The sequence below is a fragment of the candidate division WOR-1 bacterium RIFOXYB2_FULL_36_35 genome (genome assembly GCA_001771505.1).
Lineage (GTDB): Bacteria > Margulisbacteria > WOR-1 > XYC2-FULL-46-14 > XYC2-FULL-37-10 > XYB2-FULL-36-35.
This window is the reverse complement of record MEUA01000017.1, coordinates 1-25,574: the sequence shown is the minus strand read 5'-3', so window position 1 is coordinate 25,574 and position 25,574 is coordinate 1. Positions and strand designations below refer to the sequence as shown.

General features: G+C 36.3%; 24 protein-coding genes and 1 pseudogene. 6 read left to right on the top strand and 19 right to left on the bottom strand.

Translation table 11 applies throughout. The features are described from left to right. Positions 1 to 3 precede the first annotated feature (3 nt). A complete protein-coding gene (locus tag A2290_05280; protein OGC15734.1) occupies positions 4 to 897 on the bottom strand; it encodes a hypothetical protein in 894 nt (297 codons plus the stop codon). 163 nt (positions 898 to 1,060) lie between these two features. On the opposite strand from A2290_05280, the gene A2290_05275 reads away from it, so the two are divergent. After that, complete coding sequence (locus tag A2290_05275; protein OGC15733.1) at positions 1,061 to 1,978, top strand: 16S rRNA (cytosine(1402)-N(4))-methyltransferase; 918 nt, start codon at positions 1,061 to 1,063, stop codon at positions 1,976 to 1,978. Here A2290_05275 and A2290_05270 read toward each other — a convergent pair. Beyond that, positions 1,947 to 2,174, bottom strand: a complete 228-nt coding sequence (locus tag A2290_05270) for a hypothetical protein (protein OGC15732.1) — start codon at positions 2,172 to 2,174, stop codon at positions 1,947 to 1,949. The genes A2290_05275 and A2290_05270 overlap by 32 nt on opposite strands. A 148-nt stretch (positions 2,175 to 2,322) precedes the next feature. Here A2290_05270 and A2290_05265 point away from each other — a divergent pair, with 148 nt between their 5' ends. Beyond that, complete coding sequence (locus A2290_05265) at positions 2,323 to 3,906, top strand: L-aspartate oxidase (GenBank protein OGC15731.1); 1,584 nt, start codon at positions 2,323 to 2,325, stop codon at positions 3,904 to 3,906. Continuing rightward, positions 3,903 to 4,940, top strand: coding sequence for a hypothetical protein (locus A2290_05260; protein OGC15730.1), 1,038 nt, complete (start codon positions 3,903 to 3,905; stop codon positions 4,938 to 4,940). Before A2290_05265 ends, A2290_05260 begins: the two co-directional genes overlap by 4 nt. Here the strand turns inward: A2290_05260 and A2290_05255 are convergent. The 7 genes from A2290_05255 to A2290_05225 are packed head-to-tail and all read right to left on the bottom strand — an operon-like array spanning position 4,928 to position 10,469. After that, positions 4,928 to 6,451, bottom strand: coding sequence for a single-stranded DNA-binding protein (locus tag A2290_05255; GenBank protein ID OGC15729.1), 1,524 nt, complete (start codon positions 6,449 to 6,451; stop codon positions 4,928 to 4,930). The genes A2290_05260 and A2290_05255 overlap by 13 nt on opposite strands. 10 nt (positions 6,452 to 6,461) lie before the next feature. After that, entirely contained in the window at positions 6,462 to 6,755 is a 294-nt protein-coding gene (locus A2290_05250; protein OGC15728.1) for a DNA-binding protein HU, read from the bottom strand. Positions 6,756 to 6,767: 12 nt separating this feature from the next. Beyond that, positions 6,768 to 7,697 (bottom strand): pyruvate ferredoxin oxidoreductase, encoded by a 930-nt coding sequence (locus tag A2290_05245; GenBank protein OGC15727.1) that lies wholly within the window; start codon positions 7,695 to 7,697, stop codon positions 6,768 to 6,770. A gap of 3 nt (positions 7,698 to 7,700) precedes the next feature. Then, positions 7,701 to 8,861, bottom strand: a complete 1,161-nt coding sequence (gene porA, locus A2290_05240) for a pyruvate ferredoxin oxidoreductase (protein ID OGC15726.1) — start codon at positions 8,859 to 8,861, stop codon at positions 7,701 to 7,703. After that, complete coding sequence (locus A2290_05235) at positions 8,862 to 9,122, bottom strand: hypothetical protein (GenBank protein ID OGC15868.1); 261 nt, start codon at positions 9,120 to 9,122, stop codon at positions 8,862 to 8,864. Between the two features lie 37 nt (positions 9,123 to 9,159). After that, positions 9,160 to 9,741, bottom strand: a complete 582-nt coding sequence (locus tag A2290_05230) for a pyruvate synthase (protein ID OGC15725.1) — start codon at positions 9,739 to 9,741, stop codon at positions 9,160 to 9,162. A gap of 44 nt (positions 9,742 to 9,785) precedes the next feature. Then, entirely contained in the window at positions 9,786 to 10,469 is a 684-nt protein-coding gene (locus tag A2290_05225) for a hypothetical protein (GenBank protein OGC15724.1), read from the bottom strand. A gap of 138 nt (positions 10,470 to 10,607) precedes the next feature. On the opposite strand from A2290_05225, the gene A2290_05220 reads away from it, so the two are divergent. Further along, positions 10,608 to 11,177, top strand: coding sequence for a hypothetical protein (locus tag A2290_05220; GenBank protein OGC15723.1), 570 nt, complete (start codon positions 10,608 to 10,610; stop codon positions 11,175 to 11,177). Between the two features lie 63 nt (positions 11,178 to 11,240). On the opposite strand, the gene A2290_05215 is transcribed toward A2290_05220, so the two are convergent. Both A2290_05215 and A2290_05210 read right to left on the bottom strand, forming a co-directional pair. After that, positions 11,241 to 12,500 carry a hypothetical protein gene (locus tag A2290_05215; GenBank protein OGC15722.1) on the bottom strand — a complete coding sequence of 420 codons (1,260 nt, stop codon included), beginning with the start codon at positions 12,498 to 12,500 and terminating at the stop codon, positions 11,241 to 11,243. A 39-nt stretch (positions 12,501 to 12,539) separates the two neighbouring features. Then, a complete protein-coding gene (locus tag A2290_05210) occupies positions 12,540 to 13,181 on the bottom strand; it encodes a nicotinate (nicotinamide) nucleotide adenylyltransferase (GenBank protein OGC15721.1) in 642 nt (213 codons plus the stop codon). 134 nt (positions 13,182 to 13,315) lie between these two features. Between A2290_05210 and A2290_05205 the strand changes: the two genes are divergently transcribed. After that, entirely contained in the window at positions 13,316 to 14,095 is a 780-nt protein-coding gene (locus A2290_05205) for a hypothetical protein (GenBank protein OGC15720.1), read from the top strand. An 82-nt stretch (positions 14,096 to 14,177) separates the two neighbouring features. Here the strand turns inward: A2290_05205 and A2290_05200 are convergent, their stop codons facing one another. The 8 genes from A2290_05200 to A2290_05165 form a co-directional block, all read right to left on the bottom strand. After that, positions 14,178 to 15,422 carry a glutamate-5-semialdehyde dehydrogenase gene (locus tag A2290_05200; protein OGC15719.1) on the bottom strand — a complete coding sequence of 415 codons (1,245 nt, stop codon included), beginning with the start codon at positions 15,420 to 15,422 and terminating at the stop codon, positions 14,178 to 14,180. Further along, on the bottom strand, positions 15,419 to 16,474 hold the full coding sequence (locus tag A2290_05195; GenBank protein ID OGC15718.1) for a glutamate 5-kinase: 1,056 nt from the start codon (positions 16,472 to 16,474) through the stop codon (positions 15,419 to 15,421). Before A2290_05195 ends, A2290_05200 begins: the two co-directional genes overlap by 4 nt. A 25-nt stretch (positions 16,475 to 16,499) precedes the next feature. Further along, complete coding sequence (locus A2290_05190; GenBank protein OGC15717.1) at positions 16,500 to 16,742, bottom strand: 50S ribosomal protein L27; 243 nt, start codon at positions 16,740 to 16,742, stop codon at positions 16,500 to 16,502. Next, positions 16,743 to 17,051 carry a 50S ribosomal protein L21 gene (locus A2290_05185; protein ID OGC15716.1) on the bottom strand — a complete coding sequence of 103 codons (309 nt, stop codon included), beginning with the start codon at positions 17,049 to 17,051 and terminating at the stop codon, positions 16,743 to 16,745. It abuts the gene before it with no gap. An 86-nt stretch (positions 17,052 to 17,137) separates the two neighbouring features. Next, on the bottom strand, positions 17,138 to 18,799 hold the full coding sequence (locus tag A2290_05180) for a hypothetical protein (GenBank protein OGC15715.1): 1,662 nt from the start codon (positions 18,797 to 18,799) through the stop codon (positions 17,138 to 17,140). A 92-nt stretch (positions 18,800 to 18,891) separates the two neighbouring features. After that, a complete protein-coding gene (locus A2290_05175) occupies positions 18,892 to 21,015 on the bottom strand; it encodes a polyribonucleotide nucleotidyltransferase (GenBank protein OGC15714.1) in 2,124 nt (707 codons plus the stop codon). After that, positions 21,016 to 21,282, bottom strand: coding sequence for a 30S ribosomal protein S15 (locus A2290_05170; GenBank protein OGC15867.1), 267 nt, complete (start codon positions 21,280 to 21,282; stop codon positions 21,016 to 21,018). 150 nt (positions 21,283 to 21,432) lie between these two features. Beyond that, positions 21,433 to 22,401 (bottom strand): hypothetical protein, encoded by a 969-nt coding sequence (locus A2290_05165; protein OGC15713.1) that lies wholly within the window; start codon positions 22,399 to 22,401, stop codon positions 21,433 to 21,435. Between the two features lie 80 nt (positions 22,402 to 22,481). Between A2290_05165 and A2290_05160 the strand changes: the two are divergent. Beyond that, a pseudogene (locus tag A2290_05160) lies at positions 22,482 to 25,574 on the top strand (hypothetical protein).

The window sequence follows — 25,574 nt, the reverse complement described above, 5'->3', positions numbered from 1 at the left end:
CTATCACATAGGCTTTTGCGTTACGCTTGTTACTGCAACCATAATGTGTGTAGGATCATCTCTATCCACTTCACAAGGATATACAGATCCAACTCTTATAACCTGTAAAGCTATATCAGGCAAAGGCATTTCTCTCTCTAAAGGATAAGGAGTTATTTCATCTCCTTTTATTTCATACTTGACAGCAAAAACCTTCTGACCATTTTTAGTTTTTCCTGTATCAGAAAGACTCACTATTTTAGCCTCCCCCTTTTTTCCGTTTACAACAGGACCCCTTTCCATGTTCCCCACAGCCCCTAAATTTTTAAAGTTTACAGGCATGCCACCTTGAAACATATTTTGAAAATTAAAACCTTGATTATTTATTGGCTCCCCTTGAAAACTTTGTGCCGAATTTTTCTTTGAAGAATTAAAACTCCAGGCATTAATTGCCACTTTTTTCGGGTTTTTAGGGTCAACTTTAACGGGGATTATAGATCCCAACTGAACAAGATGAAGGCCTATTTGAGGAACCATGAATTTATCTTCAATAATATAAGACGGCTGGCCAGATGTTGATATTTCAAGCTTAAGCCTCAAAACCGGTTGATAATTTATAAGTTCTCCCGTTTGGATAACTTCCAATATTCTTGCTTGACCGTCAATCCCTTTTTCACGAAGTTCCTGATCACTAAACACCGTTTTCAACAGAACTTTAATAGGCCCTATCATAGACGGAAGAATAAACAAAATAATTACAACAGGAAGAACAGTCGGCAAAAGATCAATCGGTCTCAAACTAAGTCCCATAGCCGCCCTACTCCTGTATACGTCCAAAAAAACCGCAGGAAGTATCCCAAAAAAAACAACAATAAAAATAAAAATAGCAAAAATAACCGCGAATTTTGCAGATTTCATATTATCACCCCTATAGGAAAGCTTAACCCCGATTATTCATAGACGAACAGAATTATAGCAGAATGTTAGAAATTTTGGTAGGTATGAACCCCGATTAGGAAATCGGGGTTAAATTAGGATAAATACTTTGTCAATAAGGGACTAAAAGCAGTATAATCTTTATATGGAGACTTTCCACCTTCCTGTAATGACAAAAGAAATAGTCGATTTTCTCTCCCCTCTTAATGAGAAGACAATCGTCGATTGTACGTTGGGTGGTGGTGGACATATTGAGAAACTAAACGGGAAGGCAATGTCCTCACCTGCCGGACAGGAAGGCAATATCCATATCATAGCTATCGACCAAGATCAGGAAGCTATTGAGTTTGCCAAGAAAAGATTAGCCAAGTATGACAACATCAAATACATCCATGACAACTTTGGCAATTTGGAAAATATTGTAAAAGATCCGGTCGACGCCTTTCTCTTTGATCTTGGAGTTTCATCTTATCAAATAGATGAGGCTTCCCGCGGATTTAGCATAAGATACGACGCCCCGCTTGATATGCGAATGGACAAAAGTAAACAGACCTCCGCTCGCGAAATAATCCACAATTCAAGTGAAGAAGAATTAATACAGATCTTCAAAGAATATGGTGAAGAGCGGTTTTCAAAAAGAGTTGCCCGCGCAATTATTTTGGAAAGGGACAAAAAAGAGATAAATACAACATTTGAGCTGAAAGACATAATAGAAAAAGCAATTCCCACATGGAAAAAGAGGGAGTCAGTTACCCGCATATTCCAGGCGCTCCGAATTGCTGCTAATTTAGAGCTTGATGTTTTAAAAAAAGCTCTGGAATCAACAATCTCCCTTCTCAATCCCGGCGGAAAAATAATTGTAATGTCGTATCATTCATTAGAAGATAGAATCGTAAAATGGTTTTTCAGAGATAAAGCTAAAAATGGTATACTTAATATACTGACAAAAAAGCCTGTTCTTGCGACAGAAGAAGAGGTTGCAATTAATCCACGGGCTAAAAGCGCAAAGCTACGGTGTGCGGAGAAAAAAACTAATAAGGAAGGGCCCACCAGTCTGGCTTAATAATTAAGATATATAAACCATATACAATAATAAAAAAAGCAATAAAAATAAATATTAAAAACTTAGCCTTTAAAGGTTCATTCCATCTCTTTTTCATATAATAAGAAAAAACCAATGCAATCCCTCCAAGAATAACAAGTCCCAAGCCTTTAAATAAATGACTAAAATTTGTAAATTCAGTTAATTTTAACCACATAATGCCTCTATTTAAGCATTATTGCGATAAAGTGTCAATCAGGCTATAATTACATCAAGGCACCAAGGTTGTAAACTTCCAAGATTTTTGAGAAGGATATCACATATAACGATTTTCCTTATAATAATAAAACCTTGAAAATTTCAAAATGCAAAAATCAGATATCCTAATAATTGGCGGAGGAATAGCAGGCCTTAGGGCTGCTTTAACAGCAAGCAAATTCGGATCAGTTATTGTAATTACAAAAAGCAAAATCGGCGATACCGCAACAGGAAAGGCACAGGGAGGAATTGCCGCTGCAATAGATGACATTTTAGATTCAACTCAATACCACTTTGAAGACACCATAAAATCCGGAGCAGGACTATGCAATAAAGAGGCCGTAAAAATACTGGTAAATGAAGGGGTATCCCGTGTAAAAGAATTAATAGAAATGGGCGCGCAATTTGATAAGGCAGAAACCGAAGGAGGGGGCAAATTCTCTCTTGCTCTTGAAGGAGCCCATAAAAGAAGAAGAATTTTACATGCCGGAGATGCAACCGGTAAAGAGATAGAAAAAACACTTGCATACGAAGTAATGAAGCAAGAGAACATAACAGTTCATTCTCAAACACTAGGAATAGATCTGATAATTGAAAAAAAAAGGTGTATAGGAACCAAAGCGTTAAACCTTAAATCCCAAAAAGTGGAAACTTTTTTTGCAAAAGCCATAATTCTTGCAACTGGGGGACTATGCCAGGTTTATCTTTATACAACAAACCCTGAAATAGCTACCGGTGACGGCATTGCTATGGCATATCGTGCAGGCGCAGATATTACAGATATGGAATTTGTTCAATTTCATCCTACATCACTCCTACAATCAAAACAGCTGGAAGACATTATCGCCCTACCACAGTTTTTAATTTCCGAAGCTGTTCGCGGGGAAGGAGGAATTCTTTTAAACAATAAAGGTGAACGCTTTATGGGAAAATACCATAAGGAAGGAGAGCTTGCTCCTCGAGACATAGTATCACGAGCGATTTTTGAGGAGATGAAACAAACAAAGGCAAACTATGTAAACTTGCAATTATCACAAATTGGAGAAGAAAAAATAAAAAGACGCTTCCCGATTATTTATAAAACATGTTTAGAAAGAGGGTTGGACATTGCAAGAGATGATATCCCTGTCGCCCCTGCCGCCCACTATGCAATGGGAGGGATAAAAACCGATTTGAATGGTCAAACGAGCATTCTTTCCCTTTTTGCCGCCGGAGAATGTTCCTCCATTGGAATCCACGGAGCAAACAGATTGGCTAGCAATTCTTTGCTTGATGGTCTCGTATTCGGCCACCGCGCGGCGCTAAAAGCTTCGGAAAGAATTAAAGAAAAAATAACAATAAAAAAAATAAAACCATCAAAACTAAATAAAAACATTGGATTACAAAACATTCAAAAATTAAAGCTTACGATCAAAAGTAATATGTGGCAAAACGTCGGAATTTTAAGGCAAGCAAAAGGCCTAAAAACTGCTTTGGAGAAAATAAAAGCCGTTGAAAAAGAAATATCAAAAAATCCATCTGCAAAAGAAGAAATCGAATTAAAAAATATGACTCAAGTCGCAAAGCTTATATGCTATGCGGCAATTAACAGAAAAGAATCTCGCGGAGCCCACTTTAGAATTGACTTTCCTCTGTCTGATGATAAGAACTGGAAAAAACATTTAGTCTATAATATAATGTCAAAACAATGAATGAGAAAATAAATGATAATAAAAAACTTTTATGGCGTTTTGTCATTGTATTATTAATACTTGCCATTCTTTATTATGTAAGTGATGTGCTAGTTCCCGTAATAATTTCTTTTATTCTCTTTTATATTTTAAATCCTATAGTTACCTTACTCTCCTGCAAAAGGCCTAAAGGCCTAAACCTCCCTGTGCAAATATCAATATTAATAGCATTTGCTTTGATTTTTTCTGTTTTTTATCTGTTTTTCAGGTTCATAATTCCTCCTTTGGCAAATGAATTCAGGCTTTTCGGCCAAAATATACCAAAATACATAAGTGAAATAAAACAACTCGTTAATAACCTCAGAATGTGGTATGCAGGACAGTCAATACCACAATCTTTGGAAAATGCGATAATTCAAAGTTTTAACAACCTTGTAAGTACTGCTGTTTCTCTTGCAGAACAAATAATCAAAAGTATATTGTCCGTAAGCAGCAGATTCATTCAACTTATTATAATCCCAATATTAACTTACTATTTACTAAAAGATAAAGATTCAATAAAAAAAGGGGTTATATCATTATTGCCATTTAAAAACCACAATAAAGTAGAAAAGGGTGTAAAAGAAGTTAATGATGTTTTGAATAATTACATAAAAGGAGTAACTATGCTCTGTTTCTTTATAGGAACAACAAGTACAATAGGTCTTTTTCTTTTAGGAGTAAAATACTACATAATATTAGGAATAATAGCAGGGATTACAGAAGCGATTCCATTTATCGGTCCATGGATTGGAGGAGTCCCGGCAGTTACAATAGCATTTTTAACTTCTCCGATCTTAGCGTTAAAAGTTTTTTTGTTCTACATGGGGTTACAGTTGCTTGAAAATTCCATTTTAGTTCCAAAAATCCTCGGGGTAAAATTAAATCTCCATCCTATTGCAATAATTATTGCAATGCTTGTTTTAGGGAAACTAATCGGGGCGTTTGGTCTGTTTTTTGCCGCGCCAATACTTGCAATACTAAGAATAATATATTTAGAAATTCAAGAGGGATAAACTCTAACTCTTCTTTCGGGTTCTTCTCCCACAGATTCAGAATGAAGTTTAACCTTCTCAACTAATTGATGCTGAATTCTTCTAATATAAGAATTTTGAGGATTAACATCTACCCTTTTTCCTGTGTTTTGTACCGTATGTATAGCTTCTTCTATTTCTTTTAATGCGGCTGCTTCCAATTCATCTGAACCACCGACATGAAAATGAAACTTTAAAAATTTCACAATTTGCGAAGATACATTCTTTTTTATAACATGCACAGGGATATTATGTTCTTCGGCAGACCGCATTATTTTAGTTCCAGGACGGGCTTTTGTCTTTATAGTTAAAATCATATCTGCTTCATCAAGATTTTTTACAGCCATCGCAGGAAGCTGCATAGACAATATATTACGTTCAACATCCTGTCTATTAACTCCAAAAGGATATATTCTTAAAAGTTCATTTTCTTTTTCAGATAAAACTCTTTCAGCCTCTTCATCTGTAGGCTCCTGCATATCTAATTCAGGCTTATCTATTTCTATTCTGCCATCTTCCGAACGAAAACGCATCTCAGGTTTTGGCAATTTTTTCCTGAGTATAAGATCAACAGCATTTGCAACATTATGGTAAACAGCAAAAGTATCTCTTTCTCTTATCTCTACCAAAATATCAAAAGTAGGAGGCGCTTTTCTTTCTAAAATAGATTTTTGAGTACGGCGACGCTTAGCCTCTTCATCTCCCAATATAACCGTTTGAATACCCCCTATAAGATCCGCAAGAGTCGGGTTAGACATTAAATTTTCCAAAACCTTACCGTGTGCCGTCGCAATCAACTGAACTCCCCGTTCCGCTATTGTCCTGCAAGCTAAAGCTTCCTCCTCCGTACCTATCTCATCAACTATAATAACCTCAGGCATATGATTTTCTACTGCCTCAATCATGATTTTATGCTGCATGTCAGGAGATGGAACTTGCATACGGCGCGCTTTTCCTATGCCTAAATGCGGAATATCACCATCGCCCGCGATTTCGTTGCTTGTATCCACAACTACAACCCGTTTATCAAACTGGTCAGATAATATACGAGCAGCTTCTCTAAGTTTTGTAGTCTTTCCAATTCCAGGGGGACCTAAAAATAAGATGTTTTTTTCAGATTCTATTATGTCACGAATAATATCATTAGTTCCATATATTGCCCGCCCCACCCTACAAGTCAAACCAACAACCCTACCCATCCTATTTTTTATAGCAGATATCCTGTGAAGAGTCCTTTCAATCCCCGCCCGATTATCAGAAGTAAAGTGACTTATCTTACCCGTGACAAAATTAATATCTTCTTGAGTTATAACCTTATCCTGAAAATAAAAAGGAAATTCACCGGAAAAACGGGCTTCCGGATGTTTTCCAAGATCCAATACAACTTCTATCAGACTGTTTATATTGGCATGATTTTCAAGATAAATTTTTATAAGAGGAGGCAGCACATCCAACAACTTGGAAATTTCCTCTTGATGTTTTTTATCAATCATTTAAATAAGTTTAAGGTGTAATCGTCGATTTATTTTTAACAGCCTTCTTAAGATTAAATCCTGGCACAAAAGCAGGTGATTTAGAAGAGGATATATCTATTTTCTGACCGGTTTGAGGATTTCTTCCAATTCTTCCGGCTCTTGTCCTTACAACAAAATTTCCAAATCCAACCAAACGAACTTTTTCCTGATTAACCAACGACTCTGTAATACTATTAAGTGTAGAATCAATTACCTGTTCCGCCTTACTTTTTGTTATACCAACTTGATTCGCGACCTTCTGTGCAAGTTCTTTTTTATTCATATCTTACCCCCCTTAAAATATTTGTTTACCATCTTTGGAAAGTAAAACATCCCAACGCCTGTCAACCTCATCTTGGATATCTTTCAATATCTGCTCATTCCCTGGTTTAAACAAATGGCGAAAACGCCCTTGCTTTTTAAGGAAAAAGTCTACAGGCTTTTTTTCTCTCGGTTTTTTTGTAATCTTAAGAATCCCCTTTTCCACTTCATATAAAGGCCAAATGCAGGCATCAAAAGCATCTCTTCCCAACTGACAGGTCTCTTCTTCTTTATAAGCCCATCCCAATCTGCAAGGCTGAAGAACATTAAGAAATTTTGCGCCTTCTATAGAAAATGCTTTTTCTGCTTTCTTTGTTAAATCTATAAAATCCCCTACTATAGATTGAGCAACATAAGGAATATTATGCGCGGCAATAATTTGGGTTAAATCTTTTGAAAATTTCACTTTACCTTGGCGAACTTTACCTGCAGGCTCAGTAGTTGTATTAGATCCTTTAGGCGTGGCGCCCGAACGCTGTATGCCAGTATTCATATAACCTTCATTATTATAACAAACATAAAGAAGATTATGACCTCTCTCCATAGCGCCAGACAAAGACTGAAAACCTATGTCATAAGTCCCGCCATCTCCGCCAAAAGCAACAAAATTTATTTTTCCTTCAATCTTTTTCTTCTTTTTAAAAGCTTCATATGCAGCGACAACTCCTGACATTGTAGCAGCTGAATTTTCAAAAGCATTATGTAAAAACGGGACATTCCATGCAGTATACGGAAAAATAGTCGTTGTAACCTCAAGACATCCCGTAGCAGAAACAACAACAACAGGATCAGGAGAAGCTAAAAGAACTTGTCGAGCAACTATTGGAGCCCCGCATCCGGCACAAGCTCTGTGCCCACCGCATAAAGCTTCCGGTCTATCTATTAATTCTTTAATGCTAACCATTATTTACATCCTCACTCCAAGATAATTTTTATCTTTTAAATCCTCGACCTTTTTTAAATTTTCAAAAACAGATTTTATATCATTCGTATTTATATCTCTTCCCCCCAACCCATATACATAATTTACAACTTTAGGCTTGGATGGGGAATTAAATAATGCAGAAAGAACTTCAGTGTAAACAGGGGAACCTTGTCCTGAGTAAGAATCAGACCTGTCCAAAACAGCAACAACCAAGGCTTTTGATAGCGCTTTTGCTATTTCCTCCGCGGGAAACGGCCTAAAAACCCTAATCTTTAACAAGCCAACCTTTTCTCCCTTATCCCTTAGCTCATCAACAACAACTTTGGTAGTTCCGCAGGTTGATCCCAAAGCAATGATAACTCTTTCCGCATCCTCCATTTTATACTCTTCTATAACCCCATACTGCCTGCCAAACTTATCACCAAATTCTTTTGCAACCTCAAGAATTATATTTTTAGAAGCCGTCATAGCCTCCGCCGTTTGATAACGGTGTTCAAAATAATAATCTTGAAGATCAAGGGCTCCTCTTGTTGTTGGCGCATTTATATCCAAAACAGATTTATTTAATTTATACTCTCCGATAAAATTTTTAACATCTTTATCTTCAAGCATTTCTATCTTCTCCATACAATGGCTTATAATAAAACCGTCAGTTGTAACCATTGTAGGAAGAGAAGCTTTTTCCGCTATTTTTATAGCTTGAATTGTTCCGTCATAACCTTCCTGTGAATTTTCAGCAAAAATCTGTATCCAGCCAAAATCTCTGGCTGACATTGTATCTGAATGGTCACAATGAATATTAATAGGACCAGATAAAGCTCGATTAACCTCACACATAACAACTGGAAGTCTAAGCGCCGATACAATAGGTAAAATTTCATACATTAAAGCAAGCCCTTGAGAAGATGTCCCCGTCATAACACGAGCCCCAGCCGCAGCCGCCCCCAAACAAGCAGACATAGCAGAATGCTCCGATTCTACAGGAACATATTCTGTGTCAACAAGCCCGTCCGCCAAAAATTGCGCAAAAATCATAACAATTTCAGTTGCTGGCGTAATAGGATATGCGGCTACTACATCAGGGTTTATTTGTCTCATGGCCTCAGCCATTGCTTCATTTCCGGTTTTTGCTGCAACTGTCATTTATTTCACTTCCTTTTCCAAGGTTATTGCCTTTTCTGGTTTTGTGGGGCATTCATATGAACAGATGCCACAGCCTTTGCAATGTTTATAATCTATGCCTGAAACTTTTTTATTTTCATCTAAAAGAATCGCAATGTCAGGACAATACAACCAACATCTTTTGCAATCAATACATATATCTTTATGAAAAACAGGTCTTCTTGATCTCCAATCACCCGTTTCAAATTGAATAGCAGTTCCAGCGTCCAAAACATCACCCATTTGAAGTTCTTTAACTCCTAATAATTTTTTACTCACTTTAAGATGTTACCTCCTCATAAGCACGCTTAATAGCCTTAATGTTTCCTTCTATTATTTCCGGTTTATTGGCAAACTTCTTTTTTAATTTTAATTCAATCCCTTTTATTGTTTTGTCAAAGTCAAGTAGCCCCGAAACTTTAAGCATAGCTCCCAACATAGGAGTATTTGGTATATCTTGCCCAATTTCAGTTTTTGAAATTCCTGACGCATCCACGACAAAAACATTGATTTTGTTTTTGTTATTAAGATTTTTACTAACCTCTTCTGCGGTTAACGATGTATTTACAATTAAATTTCCATTTTCAAGCAGGCCATCTGTCACATCAACTTTCCCCATTAAAGTGGGATCTAAAACTACAACCAAATCCGGACTACTTATAGAACAATGAACATTTATAGGCTTTTTGGATAAACGGTTAAAAGAAGCGACAGGCGCTCCCATTCTTTCAGGTCCATACTCGGGAAAAGCTTGAATATACATGCCAGAATCCAAAGCAGCATCCCCAAATAAAAGTGAAGCAGTTTTAGCTCCCTGCCCCCCCCTACCATGCCATCTTACTTCAAACAAATCTTTACTCATTACATAAACTCCTCTCAATAATAAAAAAACAAATGTTTATATTTCTAGGTAATCCATGGACTGATCTTGGTCAAAACTATTTTATCCACCAAAATACCCACAATAATCAAAAACAAGAAAGGTAAAAGCGCTACAATAAATGCTTTCCACTTTCTAAGCCCATGGACTTTACGGGCTATGATAGCTTGTAAGCCATAGAGGAATAAGACAGTAAAACCGTATATCATATTATACCCTATTCTAAAATTTGTAAAGTCCATAGCCCCATTTTTTACTAAAAGAACAAAGATAATCGGCGCTGCAAGGACCAAGGTAACACCTGAAGAATAAAAAGACGCCTTAATATCTTTTATAAAAGCTCCCTTCCCCCCTAAAATATTTCCTCCCCAAAAAATTAAAACACCAAGAAAAGAAAACATTGCTAAAATAGCCGCAAGAAAAAAGATAAAAAAAGAAGAAAAAGTTATAACAAAAAAAACAAAAATTAAAACAAAAACAATGGGAGAAACAATTAATATTTTAAAGCCAGAAACTTCTTCTAAAAGGGTTCCTCCTATTGGAAAATATTGAGTTATAAAAACAACAAAAGTCGCAAGCAAAGACAAAATCATCGAGGTAATTCCTACAAATGTTACCGCCCCTTCATACCATTCCCCCTCAGGCATTTTTGTAAAAAACAAAATCGGCTGTACAAGCAATTTTTTTAATTCTATAAAATAATCTGTCAAAATTTAATCCCTTCTCCAGGTCATATCTTTAACTTAAATAATTCTACCATATTATAGTACCAAATTAGAAGTGAAACAAAATATATTATTCTTCCGACTGAAATTCCTCTTGGAAAATTAAGATAATAAATAAATATAATGTTAAACTTCAAATTAATATCTTTTAATATAAAAACAGTCACAGAAAAAGAATCGATAGACAGTTTACTTAATTCTTTAGAAGAATTACATAAACCAAAATCAACTGAAGAACTAATTGCATCTCTAAAAACAGTTGATGGAATCACATCTCTTCAAGATTACAACAAAATTGATGAAGTGGCGCTTACCAGTTTAGCTGATAGGGTTAAAAAATGGGGGATGCCAGTTACAAAAAACCACCTGATAAAACTCATAGAAAACAGAAAAGAGTTAAAAGCATATTTAGAAGAGATAAATCCTAATCAAAAATCTCGCATATTAAGAAAAAACGCGGAAGAGGTAAGACAAAGATGTCTTTCTTATCGCGAAAGTTTACACAAATTATTGCCAACTGAAAGATTTACTAAACTTAACATAGTCATTCCAGAAGAACCAAATACTGGAGGGCTAGATGAAGATGCTATGGCAGAAATCATGAGAAGATATCGATCAAAACTTGAATCAATTGCTTATGGATTGTCTATGATATTAAGAGAAGAAATGGGTTATGGTCTTTATCTAAGATAAGTTTCATATCCTAAAGTTTCAACAATTTATAACCCCTATCATAATCAGGGTGAATTTCTGATTTTACCGTAAATAATCGGGATGAACATCAGAAACATCTCCAATCACAGCCAATGTTAAATATTTATCATCAAAAATCTTTTGCGCTAACCTAATTATATCTTTCTGTGAAATTTTATCGATCTTATTAAAAATCTCTTCAATAAAAATCGTCTTTTTATGGAAAAATTCAGATTTTGCAATATAACTCATCCTAGCAGAGCTTGATTCAAGCCCCAAAACAAGCCCGCCCTTTAAATGCTCTTTTGCGCGGGAAAGCTCTTCCTCCGAGATCCCATCTTGTTTCATCTTTTTAAACTGTTCGAGAGTTAAATCAATGACCTGCTTAACATTCTTCTTTTCAGTCCCCGCGTAAACATAAAAAATACCAAAATCCCTAAATGGCTGAGCAGTTGAATAAATTGAATAGGCAAGCCCCCTTTTCTCTCTAACCTCCTGAAACAACCAGGAACTCATTGATCCCCCTAAAATTGTGTCAAGGACAGAGAGGGTATATCTATCATCATCTAGCTGGGATACCCCTTTTGTTCCCAGACACAAATGGACCTGTTCCGTATCTTTCTTTTTGATTTTTATATCTCTTTTTATATCAGGAAGGACATTTTCTTTTGATTTTTTTTCCCCCTGGAAATTTTCAAAAGCTTTTTCAAGCATTGAAACTAAATTTTTATGATCAACATCACCGGCCCCAGAAATAATTACATTGTCCGGCTTATACAATCGATCACGATATTTTATGAATGAGTTTTTTTCAAACCCAGAAACAGTCTCTTTTGTTCCAAGTGTTGACTTCCCAATTGGATGGCCATGCAAAATTGCATTATAAAAAAGATCATGGACCAATTCGTCAGGGGTATCTTCATACATATTTATCTCTTCTAAGATTACCCCTTTTTCCATCTGAATGTCTTCTTCTTTTAACAGAGGATTCAAAAAGATATCACTTATAACATCAACTGCAACACTCAGGTGTGTACTTAACACTACCGAATAATAAAGAGTATACTCTTTGCTCGTATAAGCATTCATTTTTCCGCCAACCGCATCAAGTTCGGAAGCAATTTGAAAAGCAGAACGCCTGTCAGTCCCTTTAAACGCCATATGCTCTATAAAATGAGTCAGCCCTTCTTCATTTTTAAGTTCATCGCCAGACCCGGCACCGACAACTATTCCAAAAGCAGCGGATCGGAGACTTGGTATACTTTCAGTAATAACTGTCAAGCCATTATTTAATATCGTCTTTTCCGAATTTGGTATTTTCATTTCATCCTCCCAGGTTAATTCCGATTAGGATAATCGGGATTAATTATACAATTCTTTTTCTCTTATATACTTTAAAACATTTCTCGGCACAAGCCTTGCAACAGATTTTCCGGTTTTAAGCTTTGAGCGAATATTCGATGAAGAAATGTCCTCCTTAAGCTCCATAAGATGAATTTTGTCTATCTCTTTTTGCAGCGGTGGAAATTTAAGTAGTCTTTTAAATGTCCGGATTTTTGCTCCTTGTCTTGTCCCAACGATAAATTCACAAAGAGTAAAAAGTTCAAGTGGCTTTTTCCAGTCTAAAATTTCAAGAATAGAATCCATCCCCATGATATAAAATAATTTGGTATTACTGCCATATTTTCTTTTTAACTCATTAAAAGTATCAACAGCGTAACAAACCCCTTGTCGATCCATTTCAAGTCTTGATAAAAAGAAACTTTTATATTTCTTGATTGTTATTTGAACCATTTGGTAGCGATCTTCTTTATCTGTAACTTTAGATATATCTTTGTGTGGCGGATTTCCGGAAGGCATAAAAACTATTCCGTCAAGAATAAATTCTCTTTTTGCCGCTTTTGCCAATGCGATATGTCCTTTATGAATAGGATCAAATGTCCCTCCCATAATGCCAAGTCTTTTAATTTTTTTTTGTCTCCCCACGTTTGTAGTATACAACATCTTTTTTCTTCATGCTTGATTTTATTAAAATTAGTAGTATAGTTATGAAAAAATAGCAGTATCGATCTCCCTTGATAAAGTGAAATTTTTTAGCAAAAGAGCAGATAATATAGTATAGAGGGGAGTGATAGAAAATGACAGTAAGTTTTCCTGTACATTTACCTCAAGCAACAGAATTATTATTTACAAAAAGATTTCAGGGTGCCCCACGAAGAACCGGAACTATTATCCCGATAAATATAAGACAGTTAGAAACATCTCATGCTACTTCTTCTTTTTTCAGCGAACTTATAAATCATTTAATAGATCCTCCTATAAGAGAGCTACGCATTCTAAACGGAACAGGCCATTTTAGTCGTCACTACAGCCTTTTCCCTTCTCCTGAATGTGAAGCATTACATATTCAAAATGAGGCTGATTATAATACGTTAGGAAGAGCTATTAAAAAAATCAAACCTCTTTTAAGACAAGCTGAAAATTATACCAATCCTTTTTCTTTTTTATCAGAATTAGATTATCAAGAACAAGTTGTTTTTATTGGAGAAATATTAAAACATGCAAGCAAACTGGATCATTCCTTATCACAAAGCAGACATGGAAAAGATTTGGGGGCAGAATCTCTAAAATTTTTATTCCAAAATTCCATTCCAATAATTCATATTAATATAAAAGACCATGAAGATATTAATCGCTTACAACTGCAGGGGAAATTTTTAGCGCAAGCCATTGAATCTCTGTTAAAACAGGGTTCTTTAAAAAAGCTAAACGTGCGAAATATCGCAAGAGACATAGCCGCCTACATTTATCCTTGGAATGAAAAAACAGCAAAAATGCTTGTAGATCAAATAACATATATAGAAAGAAAATCAAGTCCGTATGGAAAGCTTGACCAGGCCAATCATCTAATATGGTAAACCATCACACCCAAAACACTAAATGAACCTCGATTATCATAATCGGAGTAAACACAATACATCAGTCATTAAATCGATAAGTTTATCTAATCTGCCCATCTCCATACACAACATACTTATAAGAAGTAAGCTCTGGCAAACCCATAGGCCCCCTGGCATGAAGTTTTTGTGTTGATATCCCAATCTCCGAACCAAAACCAAACTCCCCTCCATCTGTAAACCGCGTCGAAGCGTTCACATAAACAGAAGAAGCGTCAACATATGATAAGAAATAATTCTCAGCCTCTTTATCCTTTGTAATAATAGTCTCCGAATGCTTTGTTCCGTATCTATTAATATGATCAACAGCTTCTTTATAATCTTTAACCACTTTTACCGCCAAAATAAGCGATAAAAACTCCGTAGTCCAATCTTCATCGGTTGCTTTTTTTATACTTGAATCGATAGCTAAAACTTTTTTATCTCCTCTTACCTCAACATTTGCCTCTTTTAATTCTGAAAAGATCATAGGAAGAAATTTAGCGGCAATTTCCTCATCAACAAGAAGAGTTTCTATAGCATTGCAAACAGAAGGACGTGAAACTTTTGAGTTATAAACAATTTCAAGCGCCATTTTAAGATCGGCAGTCTTTTCAACATAAGCATGACAGTTCCCTTCCCCAGTTTCAATTGTTGGAACTTTTGCCTTCTGAATAACTGTCTGGATTAAATTCTTACCCCCTCGAGGAATTAAGACATCAAGATATCCCCTCATCCCCATAAGTTCCTCTGAAGATTTGCGGGAAGTATCTTCAATTAAGCAAATAGATCCATCAGGGATCCCAACTTTATAGGCTGCACAACTTATAATCTCCGCAAGAATTTTATTTGAATTTATCGCGTCAGATCCTCCGCGCAAAACTGTTGCATTCCCGGATTTCATGCATAAAGAGGCAGAATCGACAGTCACGTTTGGACGTGCTTCATAAATTATTCCGATTACCCCAAGAGGAACCCTCCTCTTTTGAATTCTAAGCCCGTTAGGCCTTGTCCATTCCGAAATTACCTCAAAAACAGGATCTTTCAATTTTTTCACAACATCAAGAGAATCAATAATCCCTAAAATTCTCTTTTCATTAAGCATCAATCTATCAAGAAGAGCTAGAGATAAGCCTTTTTTCTCTCCGGCTCGAAGATCTTTTTTATTGGCGTCAATTATATTTTTTGAGTTTTCTCCCAAAGCATCAGCCATAGCATCCAAAGCTTTATTTTTTATCTCCGTAGAAATATTACCAAGCTTAATCGCCGCAGCTTTTGCCTTTTTACATTTATCTAAAATTTCTGTCATAACAATACAAGGTTATCTCTATGAATAACCTCACGTTCTCCTTTTTTCCCTAAAACTTTTTTAAGCTCTTCGGAACTTAATGTAACCAATCCCCTGGCTATCTCTTCTTTTTTTTCGCCAACAACAGATATAAGGGCTCCGGCGCCAAAACATCCATTAACTTCTTTTATGCCGACCGGCAAAAGGCTTGTCCCCCGGATCTTCAAAGCCAAAACAGCTCCATCATCAACAACTATCACTCCCTCAACTTTTAATCCGTGCGCTAACCAACGCTTACGGGATTCCAGCTTAGAAATCTTTGTCTTAAAAAGAGTCCCCTCCTTATCTCCCGAAACAATCTTTGATAAAACATTTTCTTCTCTTCCATATGCTATAACAACATAAACTCCCGCATCCATGCAAATCTTTATTGCTTCAAGCTTTGTTGCCATCCCACCCGTCCCGAGTTGAGTAGATGAATGTCCGGCAGCTTGTTTTATCTCTTCTGTAATTTCACTGATTTCGTCTACTTTATAAGAGACTCCTTCAGGTGTCTCCATGTAAAATCCATCAACATCTGTCAACATAATAAGAAGATCTGCGCCAATAAGGGAAGCAACAAGAGCAGCTAAATTATCGTTATCTCCAACCTTTATTTCATCAATTGCAACCGTATCATTTTCATTGACAATTGGAATAACTCCTTCATTAAGCAAAGTTGTCATAGTATTTCTGACATTAAGATAACGCTCTCTGTTTTCAATCGCATCACGAGTTAATAAAACCTGCGCGGTTGTAATTCCATATTTCTCAAAAGCTTTCTCATATTGACGCATTAAAACCGACTGGCCAATAGCTGCCGCAGCCTGTTTTTGGGGGATAGTTTTTGGTTTTGTCGTAAATCCAAGTTTCTGGGAACCGGTAACTATAGCTCCCGAAGTAACTATAATTATCCTCTTTTTTAAGGATGAGATTTCCTCTACTATTCTTTCGAGGTTTTTTACATCAAGTTTGTTTTCTAACGTAAGAGTAGAGCTTCCAATTTTTATGACAATTGTTTCATATCCAGACATAATGGGTTATTTTAACACAGAATAATTATTGGGGCAAAACAGAAACTTTTTTACCTGATTCAAAAGTAACAACACCAGGAGCAGTTGCAAATATTGTATGGTCACATCCCATTCCAACATTTTTTCCTGGATAGTATTTTGTTCCACGTTGACGTAATATTATATTGCCTGACTTTACAATTTGTCCGCCATAAACCTTAACACCTAATCGTTGGCCATTAGAATCGCGGCCGTTTTTAGAGGTACCGCCCCCTTTTTTATGTGCCATTTACAAAGATACCTCCGTTATTTCAACTTTCAACAAATTCTGACGATGCCCTTTTTTGCGATGATAATTTGATTTTGATTTATATTTATAATTTATCACTTTATCTCCCTGAAAAGAACCTAAAACTTTACCTAAAACCTTGGCAGATGAAACATAAGGAGTGCCAACTTCAATTTTTGTTTCATTAGAAACAAGAAGGACTTTATCAAACTTGACCTCACCTTCATTTTGACCGAGGAGTTCAATATTTATAATATCCCCCGTTTGAACTTTATATTGTTTATTCCCTGTCTCAATTATTGCATACATAACTTAGTAATTATAGCATAATATAAGGATTTTTGTCAAAAAAAGACAAAAAAGAACTCAGTTTTTTTCAAATAACTGTAACAAAACTAAATCGCATCGGGAGGAGCGTTAATAATGACAAAAGCATTTATTAAATCGCTGACATTTGTCCCCCCAACCCAAGAAACCGCGTTAAAAGGGGTAGAAACAATACTATTTATGGCATTATTCAATGCCGTTTTAAATTTCTCTGTACGAGCCGCTATCTCTTCCCCTGTTGGACGGCTTTCCCAAAAACTGGGACCCATATAATACACTGACTGCGAATCTTCATAACGACTCTGAAAAATAGGCTGCAATGTCTGTCCCATGGATTGGAAAATAGTCCCCCGTTGCTCCGTTGTAAAGAAATTCATAAAATATACCATAATTCTGGTGTTAGCATAAGCTTGCATTATTGCTTCCATATCTTCCGGATTATCTTTAGAAAATTTAATTTTAACAGCTTTTTTATCTCTTACACCACTTGACTGCGCCTGTTCCAAGGGCGGAAAAAGAAATGCATCAAAAAATTCTGTCCTTAAATAATCACCAATCGCCCGAGGATCAGTAATTGTTGTGTCATTCATCTTTTCTTTTAAAGCGGTTATAACAGTATCTTTTTTGGCCAAAAATTCAGCGTATTTAGCGGGATTTGCATTTTTAAAGCTCTGCTTTGAAGCAGTCGACGCTTGAGCAAAAGTATCCGCAGCATCAAATTGCGCGATAAAAAGATCTATCATTTTATTTCCTTCATCACGTCTCTTCATGTCTTTAAAATCCGTATCATTTGCTCCAAGCTGTTCTTGCATATATCCCTGCATATTTTTATCATTCATAGCCCTTAAATCGACAAATTGTTGTTCCGTTATACCAAGCGATACCGCATAATCTTTCATAACTTCATCCATTTGGGCAAATGCGGCATCAAGCGTTTCTCTGTCAGGAGGTATCCCGTTTTCAAAGGCTTGTCTAAATATCGGTTCAATATAAGTATCATGGTAAGTCCTTGCCCTTTCATCCAAGAGCGCTAATTTACTTACATCTATCCCTAAAGACTCCGCAATTTGTGCCCTCATATCTTCGGCAGCTTTAATCGCTTCTGCCATTTCCTCAAATTTTTCTCCACTGATATCAGAGAATTTTCTGTCGACATTGTCAACAAAGTTAAAGTCTTTAGGATCGCTCCCCTTTTTAAAAACTTTTCTAGCAATCATCTGCTTTTTATACCCTGACGGATTTGCTGTGGGAGCAAAGGCTGTTTTTGTGGTTAAATCTGTTGTTGGAAGAGTAGAACCGACTATAACACCATCTTTTTCAATTATAACCATAAGATTGCTAACTTTGTTATCTGTAACATCGCTTCTAAGATCAGAAACATCTATCTCTATACTATATTTTCCTAAAGAATCTGTTCTTCCTGTAGCTATTTCAACTATATCTTCACTATCTTTAGCTCCTTCCCCAATCGTGACATTTGCATCTGCCAAGGCGGAAGATGCCTGTATCCTTACATTTTTTATTGAACTTGCAAATATATTTGCAGACGTCGCCAGTCCTTTAACAGTTATAGCCCTTTCTAAAGAAGGAGTTACCCCTCCGCCACTGGAACTTCCACCAGAAGATGCACTTTTTCCACAATGGGTAGCAATAAATGGTAAGAACAAAACAAAAGCAAGAAATACAATCCAAAACATTCTTTTTTTCGGTGAGTCAAACATTAATCTCATTATATCCATCTCCTTATATCCAATGTGGATTTACACAAGTTGAATAAAAAATACACCTAAATAAAAAACATGTCAAGGAGAAATAAGAAAACTTAGTGGACCTTTTGGTTATCTTCTGAGGTAACACCTTTAATAGTAAGATTAATACGCCCTTCTCTATCAATTTCCATAACCTTAACAACTACTTCATCTCCAACATTCACCACATCTTCAACTTTAGCAACTCGTTTTTTATCAAGTTGGCTTATATGAACAAGCCCGTCTTTTCCGCCAGGTAATTCAACAAAAGCCCCAAATTGCATAATTCTTACAACCTTAGACTTGAAAACATCCCCTTCTTTCGGTTCAAAAGTCATTTCATCAATTCTACGCTTAGCTTCCTTCGCCCCCTCAGAATCTGAAGTTGTAATTAAAACTGTCCCATCATCTTCAATATCAACCTGAACCCCGGTCTCTTCAATAATTCTCCTAATATTCTTTCCTCCAGGCCCTATTACTAATCCTATTTTTTCAGGATTTATTTTAAATGAAATAACTCTGGGAGCATATTCTGAAAGTTCTTCTCTTGGAACCTTAATGGCTTCTTCAATCTTATCTAATATAGAAATTCTTCCTTCTTTGGCCTGATTAAGAGCCACTTCCAAAATTTCATATGTTAAACCTTTAATTTTTATATCAACCTGAATCGCCGTAACCCCTTTTCTTGTCCCTGTAACCTTAAAATCCATATCCCCCAAATGATCCTCAAGACCTTGAATGTCTGTTATTGTTACCCATTTATCATTATCCGTTATTAACCCTATAGATATCCCGGCAACTGGAGAAGAAATTTTAACCCCCGCATCCATAAGAGCAAGAGTTGAACCGCAAGTAGAAGCCATGGAAGTAGAACCATTTGAGCCTAATGCCTCAGAAACAAGTCTCAAAGCATAAGGAAATTTCTCTTTGGATGGAATAACAGGCAAAAGCGCTTTCTCAGCAAGGCTACCATGGCCAATCTCTCTACGCCCAGGACCTCGCAAAGGCCTTACTTCCCCAACAGAAAATGCTGGGAAATTATAATGATGCATATAACGCTTTTCCGTATCTTCAAGATCAAGCCCTTCAATCATCTGGGCATCTCCGGCTGCCCCCAAAGTTGCTATCGTCAACACTTGAGTTTGGCCTCGCGTAAAAAGAGCCGAACCATGAGCTCTCGGCACAACGCCAATTTCACAGGTCACTTTGCGAATCTCTTTTAACCCGCGGCCATCTAAACGTTTTTTCTTCTCCAAAATCATATTTCGCATAAAATCATATTCTATGTTTTCTATAATTTTTGACACATCTTTTGGCTTTTTTTCCAAAACACTTTTTATGTCATCATTTTTTTCCAATTCTTCTTTTATCTTTTCCTGAATTAAGGAAAGTTCATTCATCTGCTCTTTTTTATCGGTTATTATAATAGCCTTTTCTATCTTCTCTTTATAATTTTTATTAATAAAATCTTCTATTTTTTTGTCTATAGAAACAGCCGAAACCTCGATTTTTTTCTTTCCGAATTTCGCAATCAATTCTTCCTGAAGAGAAACAACCTTTTTTATAAAATCATGCCCTTTTTTAATCGCAGCCAAAATTTCTTCTTCCGGCAATTCTTTTGCGCCGGCTTCTATCATTAAAATCTTATCTTTTGTCCCCGCAACCACAATGTCCATATCAGATTCACGCATCTGTGACATAGTAGGATTGACAATTAAATCTCTTCCTATTTTTCCAATGCGCGCAGCCCCTATCGGCCCTTCAAATGGAATTTCAGAAATCGAAAGAGCGGCTGAAGCGCCTATAATCCCAAGAATATCAGGCGGATTTTCCTGATCAACAGAAAGGGGAGTTACAACAATTTGAACATCATTAATATATCCTTCAGGAAAAAGGGGGCGTATAGGCCTATCAATCTTACGCGCGTTAAGGATTGCTTTTTCAGAAGGTTTTCCCTCTCTCCTAAAAAAACCACCGGGAATTTTGCCCACAGAATAAAGTTTTTCTTCAAAATCAACAATAAGCGGGAAAAAATCTATCCCCTCACGAGGTTTTGATGATGCCGTAGCAACTGCAAGTATCATAGTATCACCAAGTCTTACGGTAACCGAACCAGATGCTTCAAGCGCCATATGACCGGTTTCAATAGTAAGTACTTTTCCAGAATCCAAATCTAACTCAGCTTTTTTTAATGTCATTTATTTTAATCCGAGGCTTGCAGTGAGGGTAGCATATCTTTTTGCGTCAACACGCCCAAGATAATTAAGCAGTCTTCTCCTCTGTCCGACTAAAATTAAAAGCCCCCTACGACTACTTTGATCTTTTTTATTACTTTTTATGTGTTCAACCAACTGGGTTATACGTTCGGTAATAAGGGCTATTTGCACTTCTGGAGATCCAGTGTCACCTTCACATGTTGCATATTTTTTTATTACTTTATCCTTAACGACTTTATTAAGTGGCATTACTTTTTTATTATAACACAAAGTATAAATACTTAGCAATAGAAAGATTTGTGAGTTGGTGAGTTCACCCCGATTATTCATAGACGAACAGAATTCTAGCAGAGTGTTGGAAATTTCCCCAGGTATGAACCCCGATTTCCTAATCGGGGTTCAGTTAGCGTTCTGACTGTGACGGCAAACAATCTCCTGCAAATCTTTTATTATAGAATTCCAGTACTTGGAAGTTCCCGCCTCTGGAAAATGTTTTTTAAAATCTGGTTCTCCGCTTTGAATGGCAAGCCACGCAACATAATGAATGATCCTCATCCCTCGAAGCGGTTCTGCCAACTCAAAAGATTTTTTATTAAATGACCTAAAAGTTTCATATCCTTTAAAAAACCATTCAAGTTCCCGTTTTGAATTGTAAATGGTATCAGGCAAAAGCATCCACAGGTCTTGAACAGGCGGCCCCAGGCAAATATCGTCAAAATCGATTACAAATATACCTTCATTTGGCCGATGTATTAAATTCCCCTTATGACAATCGCCATGTATTAAAATAAATTCTTGATCATCAAACAAAGAGTCAAACCTATCAATAAAAAGATCCGCGGCGGTTTTAAATGAATTTCTAAAATCAGGCAGCAAATAATCTGTACCAAGCAAAACTTCTAAATGATGTTTTGTTGCGACAGAAGGCCGCCATTTTATACGAATTGATTCTTTATGCCTCTCCCCCACCTTATGAATTTTTGCAAGCATTCTACCGACTGTTTCCCACCCTTCTTGATTAAATTCATCAATAGCCCGCCCCCCTTTTTTAGAAAATATCGCATAAGATATATCTCCAAAAGAAAAAAGAGTTTTATTGTTTATTTCAATGGGAGGGATTACTGAAACTTCGTCAGCAGACAATTTTTTCAAAAAGAGATGTTCTTCCTGTATCATCTGAGACGTCCATCTCTTCGGCCTGTAAAATTTGACGATAAACCTTTTTTGAGAATCAAATTCTTCAAGCTCATAAACGCGATTTATGTAGCTATTTCTCTTGATACAGATATTTGAGAGTTTAACCTGAAGGGTCTCTTCCAGAGAGCTAAAAATCGCATCGTAAGTTAAGTTTTGCCAGAGGTTTTCCATTTATCTAATAATAGCACAGAAATAGAAGGCAGATTGTTTCTTCTGCAATTTAATTTATTTATTGTCGAGAAGAAAAAAACATGTCAACAATATCTTCGAAAGTTCAACCAAATCCTGGGCTAAAAACAATTACTCCCCGCAAATCGCAACCACATAACTTAACTCCTAAAAATTTAAGACTTGATATTCCTCTTATAAATATTAATTGCGCCAATTGCATTCCCATTAAATATTCCAATCATCAGTATAATGAATTGTTGGCAAAAATGGCAGCCCGTCATTGCTACTCTGTTGACAGAAATATTCCCAAAGAGACAAGAACTACTCATCCGTCAATTCCAGGCATAACTATCTATTCAACCCGCAGCCTTTATAATAATCCATATAATATAGAAGGAGAAGCTGCATGGAAACCCTCAGGAGGAAGCCCTGCAGTCATTATGATGAAAGAAGATCAATTTGCTCAAATTGATCTTTCATCTGCGGAAGAAACACTGCTTATCGGATTTAAACATAATGAAAACAATTTAGCTGTTGCAATAAAAACGGAAAAATCCATTATACTCATACAATTTAGGAGACACACGTTATCAATGGAGGCAATTCACAAGTGGCTTGAAAGACAAAATATTAAGATCGAACAAATTATCTTTTTAAGTCCTGTTGATAAAAAACATCTCTTTCAAGAGATTCCTACCCTCACATTGGATCCTTTTTCAAAACTAGGGGATCATTCCGATTATCGCAGTCCATATATAATGGCAGGAAAAGCGGGGCTTATATTTTTAAATAACAGCGAAACAACAAATAATTTTTACCGCTGGGAAAAAGCAATAACCGAAGAAGGAAACAGAACAGCAGAAATAGATAAAGAGAAATGTAAAGCAGAAGAGATGTTGGGAGCTGTGTTAATAGACTCTATAGAAGGGCTTTTGTTGGAATATGCAAGTCAAACGGGACAAGGATGTTTAACTCCTATTAAACTTGGCCAATTATACGAAAGTGTTTTGCAGGATAAATCTTTTGATTTTTTAAGATATTTTTTTATTAAAACATATGACAAGAAAACAGACAAACCATCAAACTGGACAGCTCTTTTTTCTCTCTATTTAGCAAAAAGGGCGATGCCAGTTATTGCTCCAAGTATCGTTGATGTTGATTCCAGGATAACAACCCTACGCTCTCTTTATTATGGGTGTTCCAGACTTTCAAGATTTTTCAACCGTATCGAAGCCATGGAGCTAAACATTTTATTTGACAAGTTGCTTGTGGAAGCCAAACAAAAAAGAGTTTTAGACAATGCGGATTTTATTTTTATAGAGAAGAACCTTAATGCCAGAAAAATGCTAAGTTATTACGAAGGATTGCAGGATAACGATGTATTGATGGTTGTCCACTGGAATTTCCCCCAATGGAGCGCATTCCCATTCTGGATGCTTCAAAATGAGGGGATAAACATTCTTTCAATTGTCGGAGGATATGAATATGCTCGTGATGATGAATTATTAAGGCTTGTTATTGAAAAGGGATGGGGAAGTGTTGCTATTGCAACATATTTAAAAAGAGAAAAAGATTCTTCATTAAGCGAATGGGATGGGTTGACAGATCTTAAAGCAAGTTCAACTTTAGTAAAAAAATTTGGGGCTGAACCGGTCGGCCAGGTCATTGCTATTGAAAATAAAAACTCCGAAGATTTTTTTAGATATCTTTTGCCAGCTATAACTGATCTAATTCAAAGTAGAGCCGATTTTAATGCAGACAATCCGTCCTCCCTGGTTTGCAAATTTATCAGTGTAGGCAGACAATTGTTTCTGGCAGCTCCCTTAACAGTTAAAGCGCTCCCTGCTTTAGTTCGTTTTATAAAAACAAGCGAAGATATTTCGCCACATTGTGAAGGACGCTTAGGTTATAAGTTGGTTGGTCTTTCCAATGCGGCAAAAAGAGGAAAACTTACTGAAGATTTTTTTGAATATGCCCTGCCAAATCTTGCACATCTTATAACAACCCTCGATGAACTTGATCCCCAAAAAAAGGGTTCGCTGACAAACATGTTATTTACAAAAGGAGCTTTTTTGTCAGCAAATACGCGATTAAGAGAAAGACTTACATGGGTAACAATTAAAAATCTTCTGCCTCACATCAAATCAAAAAATGAATTAGATGAATTTTTAGAAAAGCTCCCATCATGGAAAGATAGCCTTGAAAATTTAAATCATTTGATGTCCCTGCTTGGCAATAAGCCCAAGGCATTCCCCCTACCACCTAAAGAGACAGGACATTTAATACTGGAAGTTGTAACAGCGCAAAGTCCGACTTATTCGGTTATTTTAAGAGGAGCCTTAGCTTCTCCTTCAATAAGCAAGGCAAGATACCAGCCGATAAAAGATTTTTTAGCCTCAAAGCAAATTGATCTGCGGCTAAAAATGAACGTTCTGGCAGACTACACGGAACTGCTGCAAATGGATGAACTTTTCTTCCCCGACAAGGAAAGTCTTCTTCAAAATAATCCATTTATACAACCACATGCATCGCAAGACAAAGAAAAAGATAAAATAGAAAAAACATTTGGACATCTTGCGGAAAAAATCAACGCTATCATCCAAGGAATAATGGAAACTCCGCCAGAAAAAAAAGCCAAAGCAAGACGATTGCAGGAAAGAATATCTTCCCAAATGAATGCTTTCAGGGAATCATTTTTAACAAATGTACTTGGGCGCCCAATAACAGATACCGAAATCGGTTTTATCTCTAAATCTGAAAATTACGAGAAAATCCTTCGTCTTGTCGCGTTGGTTTTTACAATTGACAGGGGTGAAAGCTTTCGAGAGCCCCTCTTGGCGCGAGTCTTACTCACAAAATTATTAAACGTCTTCTTTTTAAATTATGATCCAACCGCAGCCGATCCTCAAGCCAAAGCAAACGCAGAAATGAATACATGGCTATATTCTTTGAGCCTGGAAGATTTCAAATCAATCGCAAAAGAGGCTTTTGGGCAAAATACAGAAAGAATACTTAAAGATAGAAAATGCAATAAAGAGATAAGAGCACAACTTATGGCAAAAGGCTACAACAATCGACTCTGGAGTTACGGGATTGATTTTAAAGCTCATGCCAAGGAAGGATTAAATCAGGAAGAAAAAAGAGGACAGATACTATCCGCAACATTTGAATTG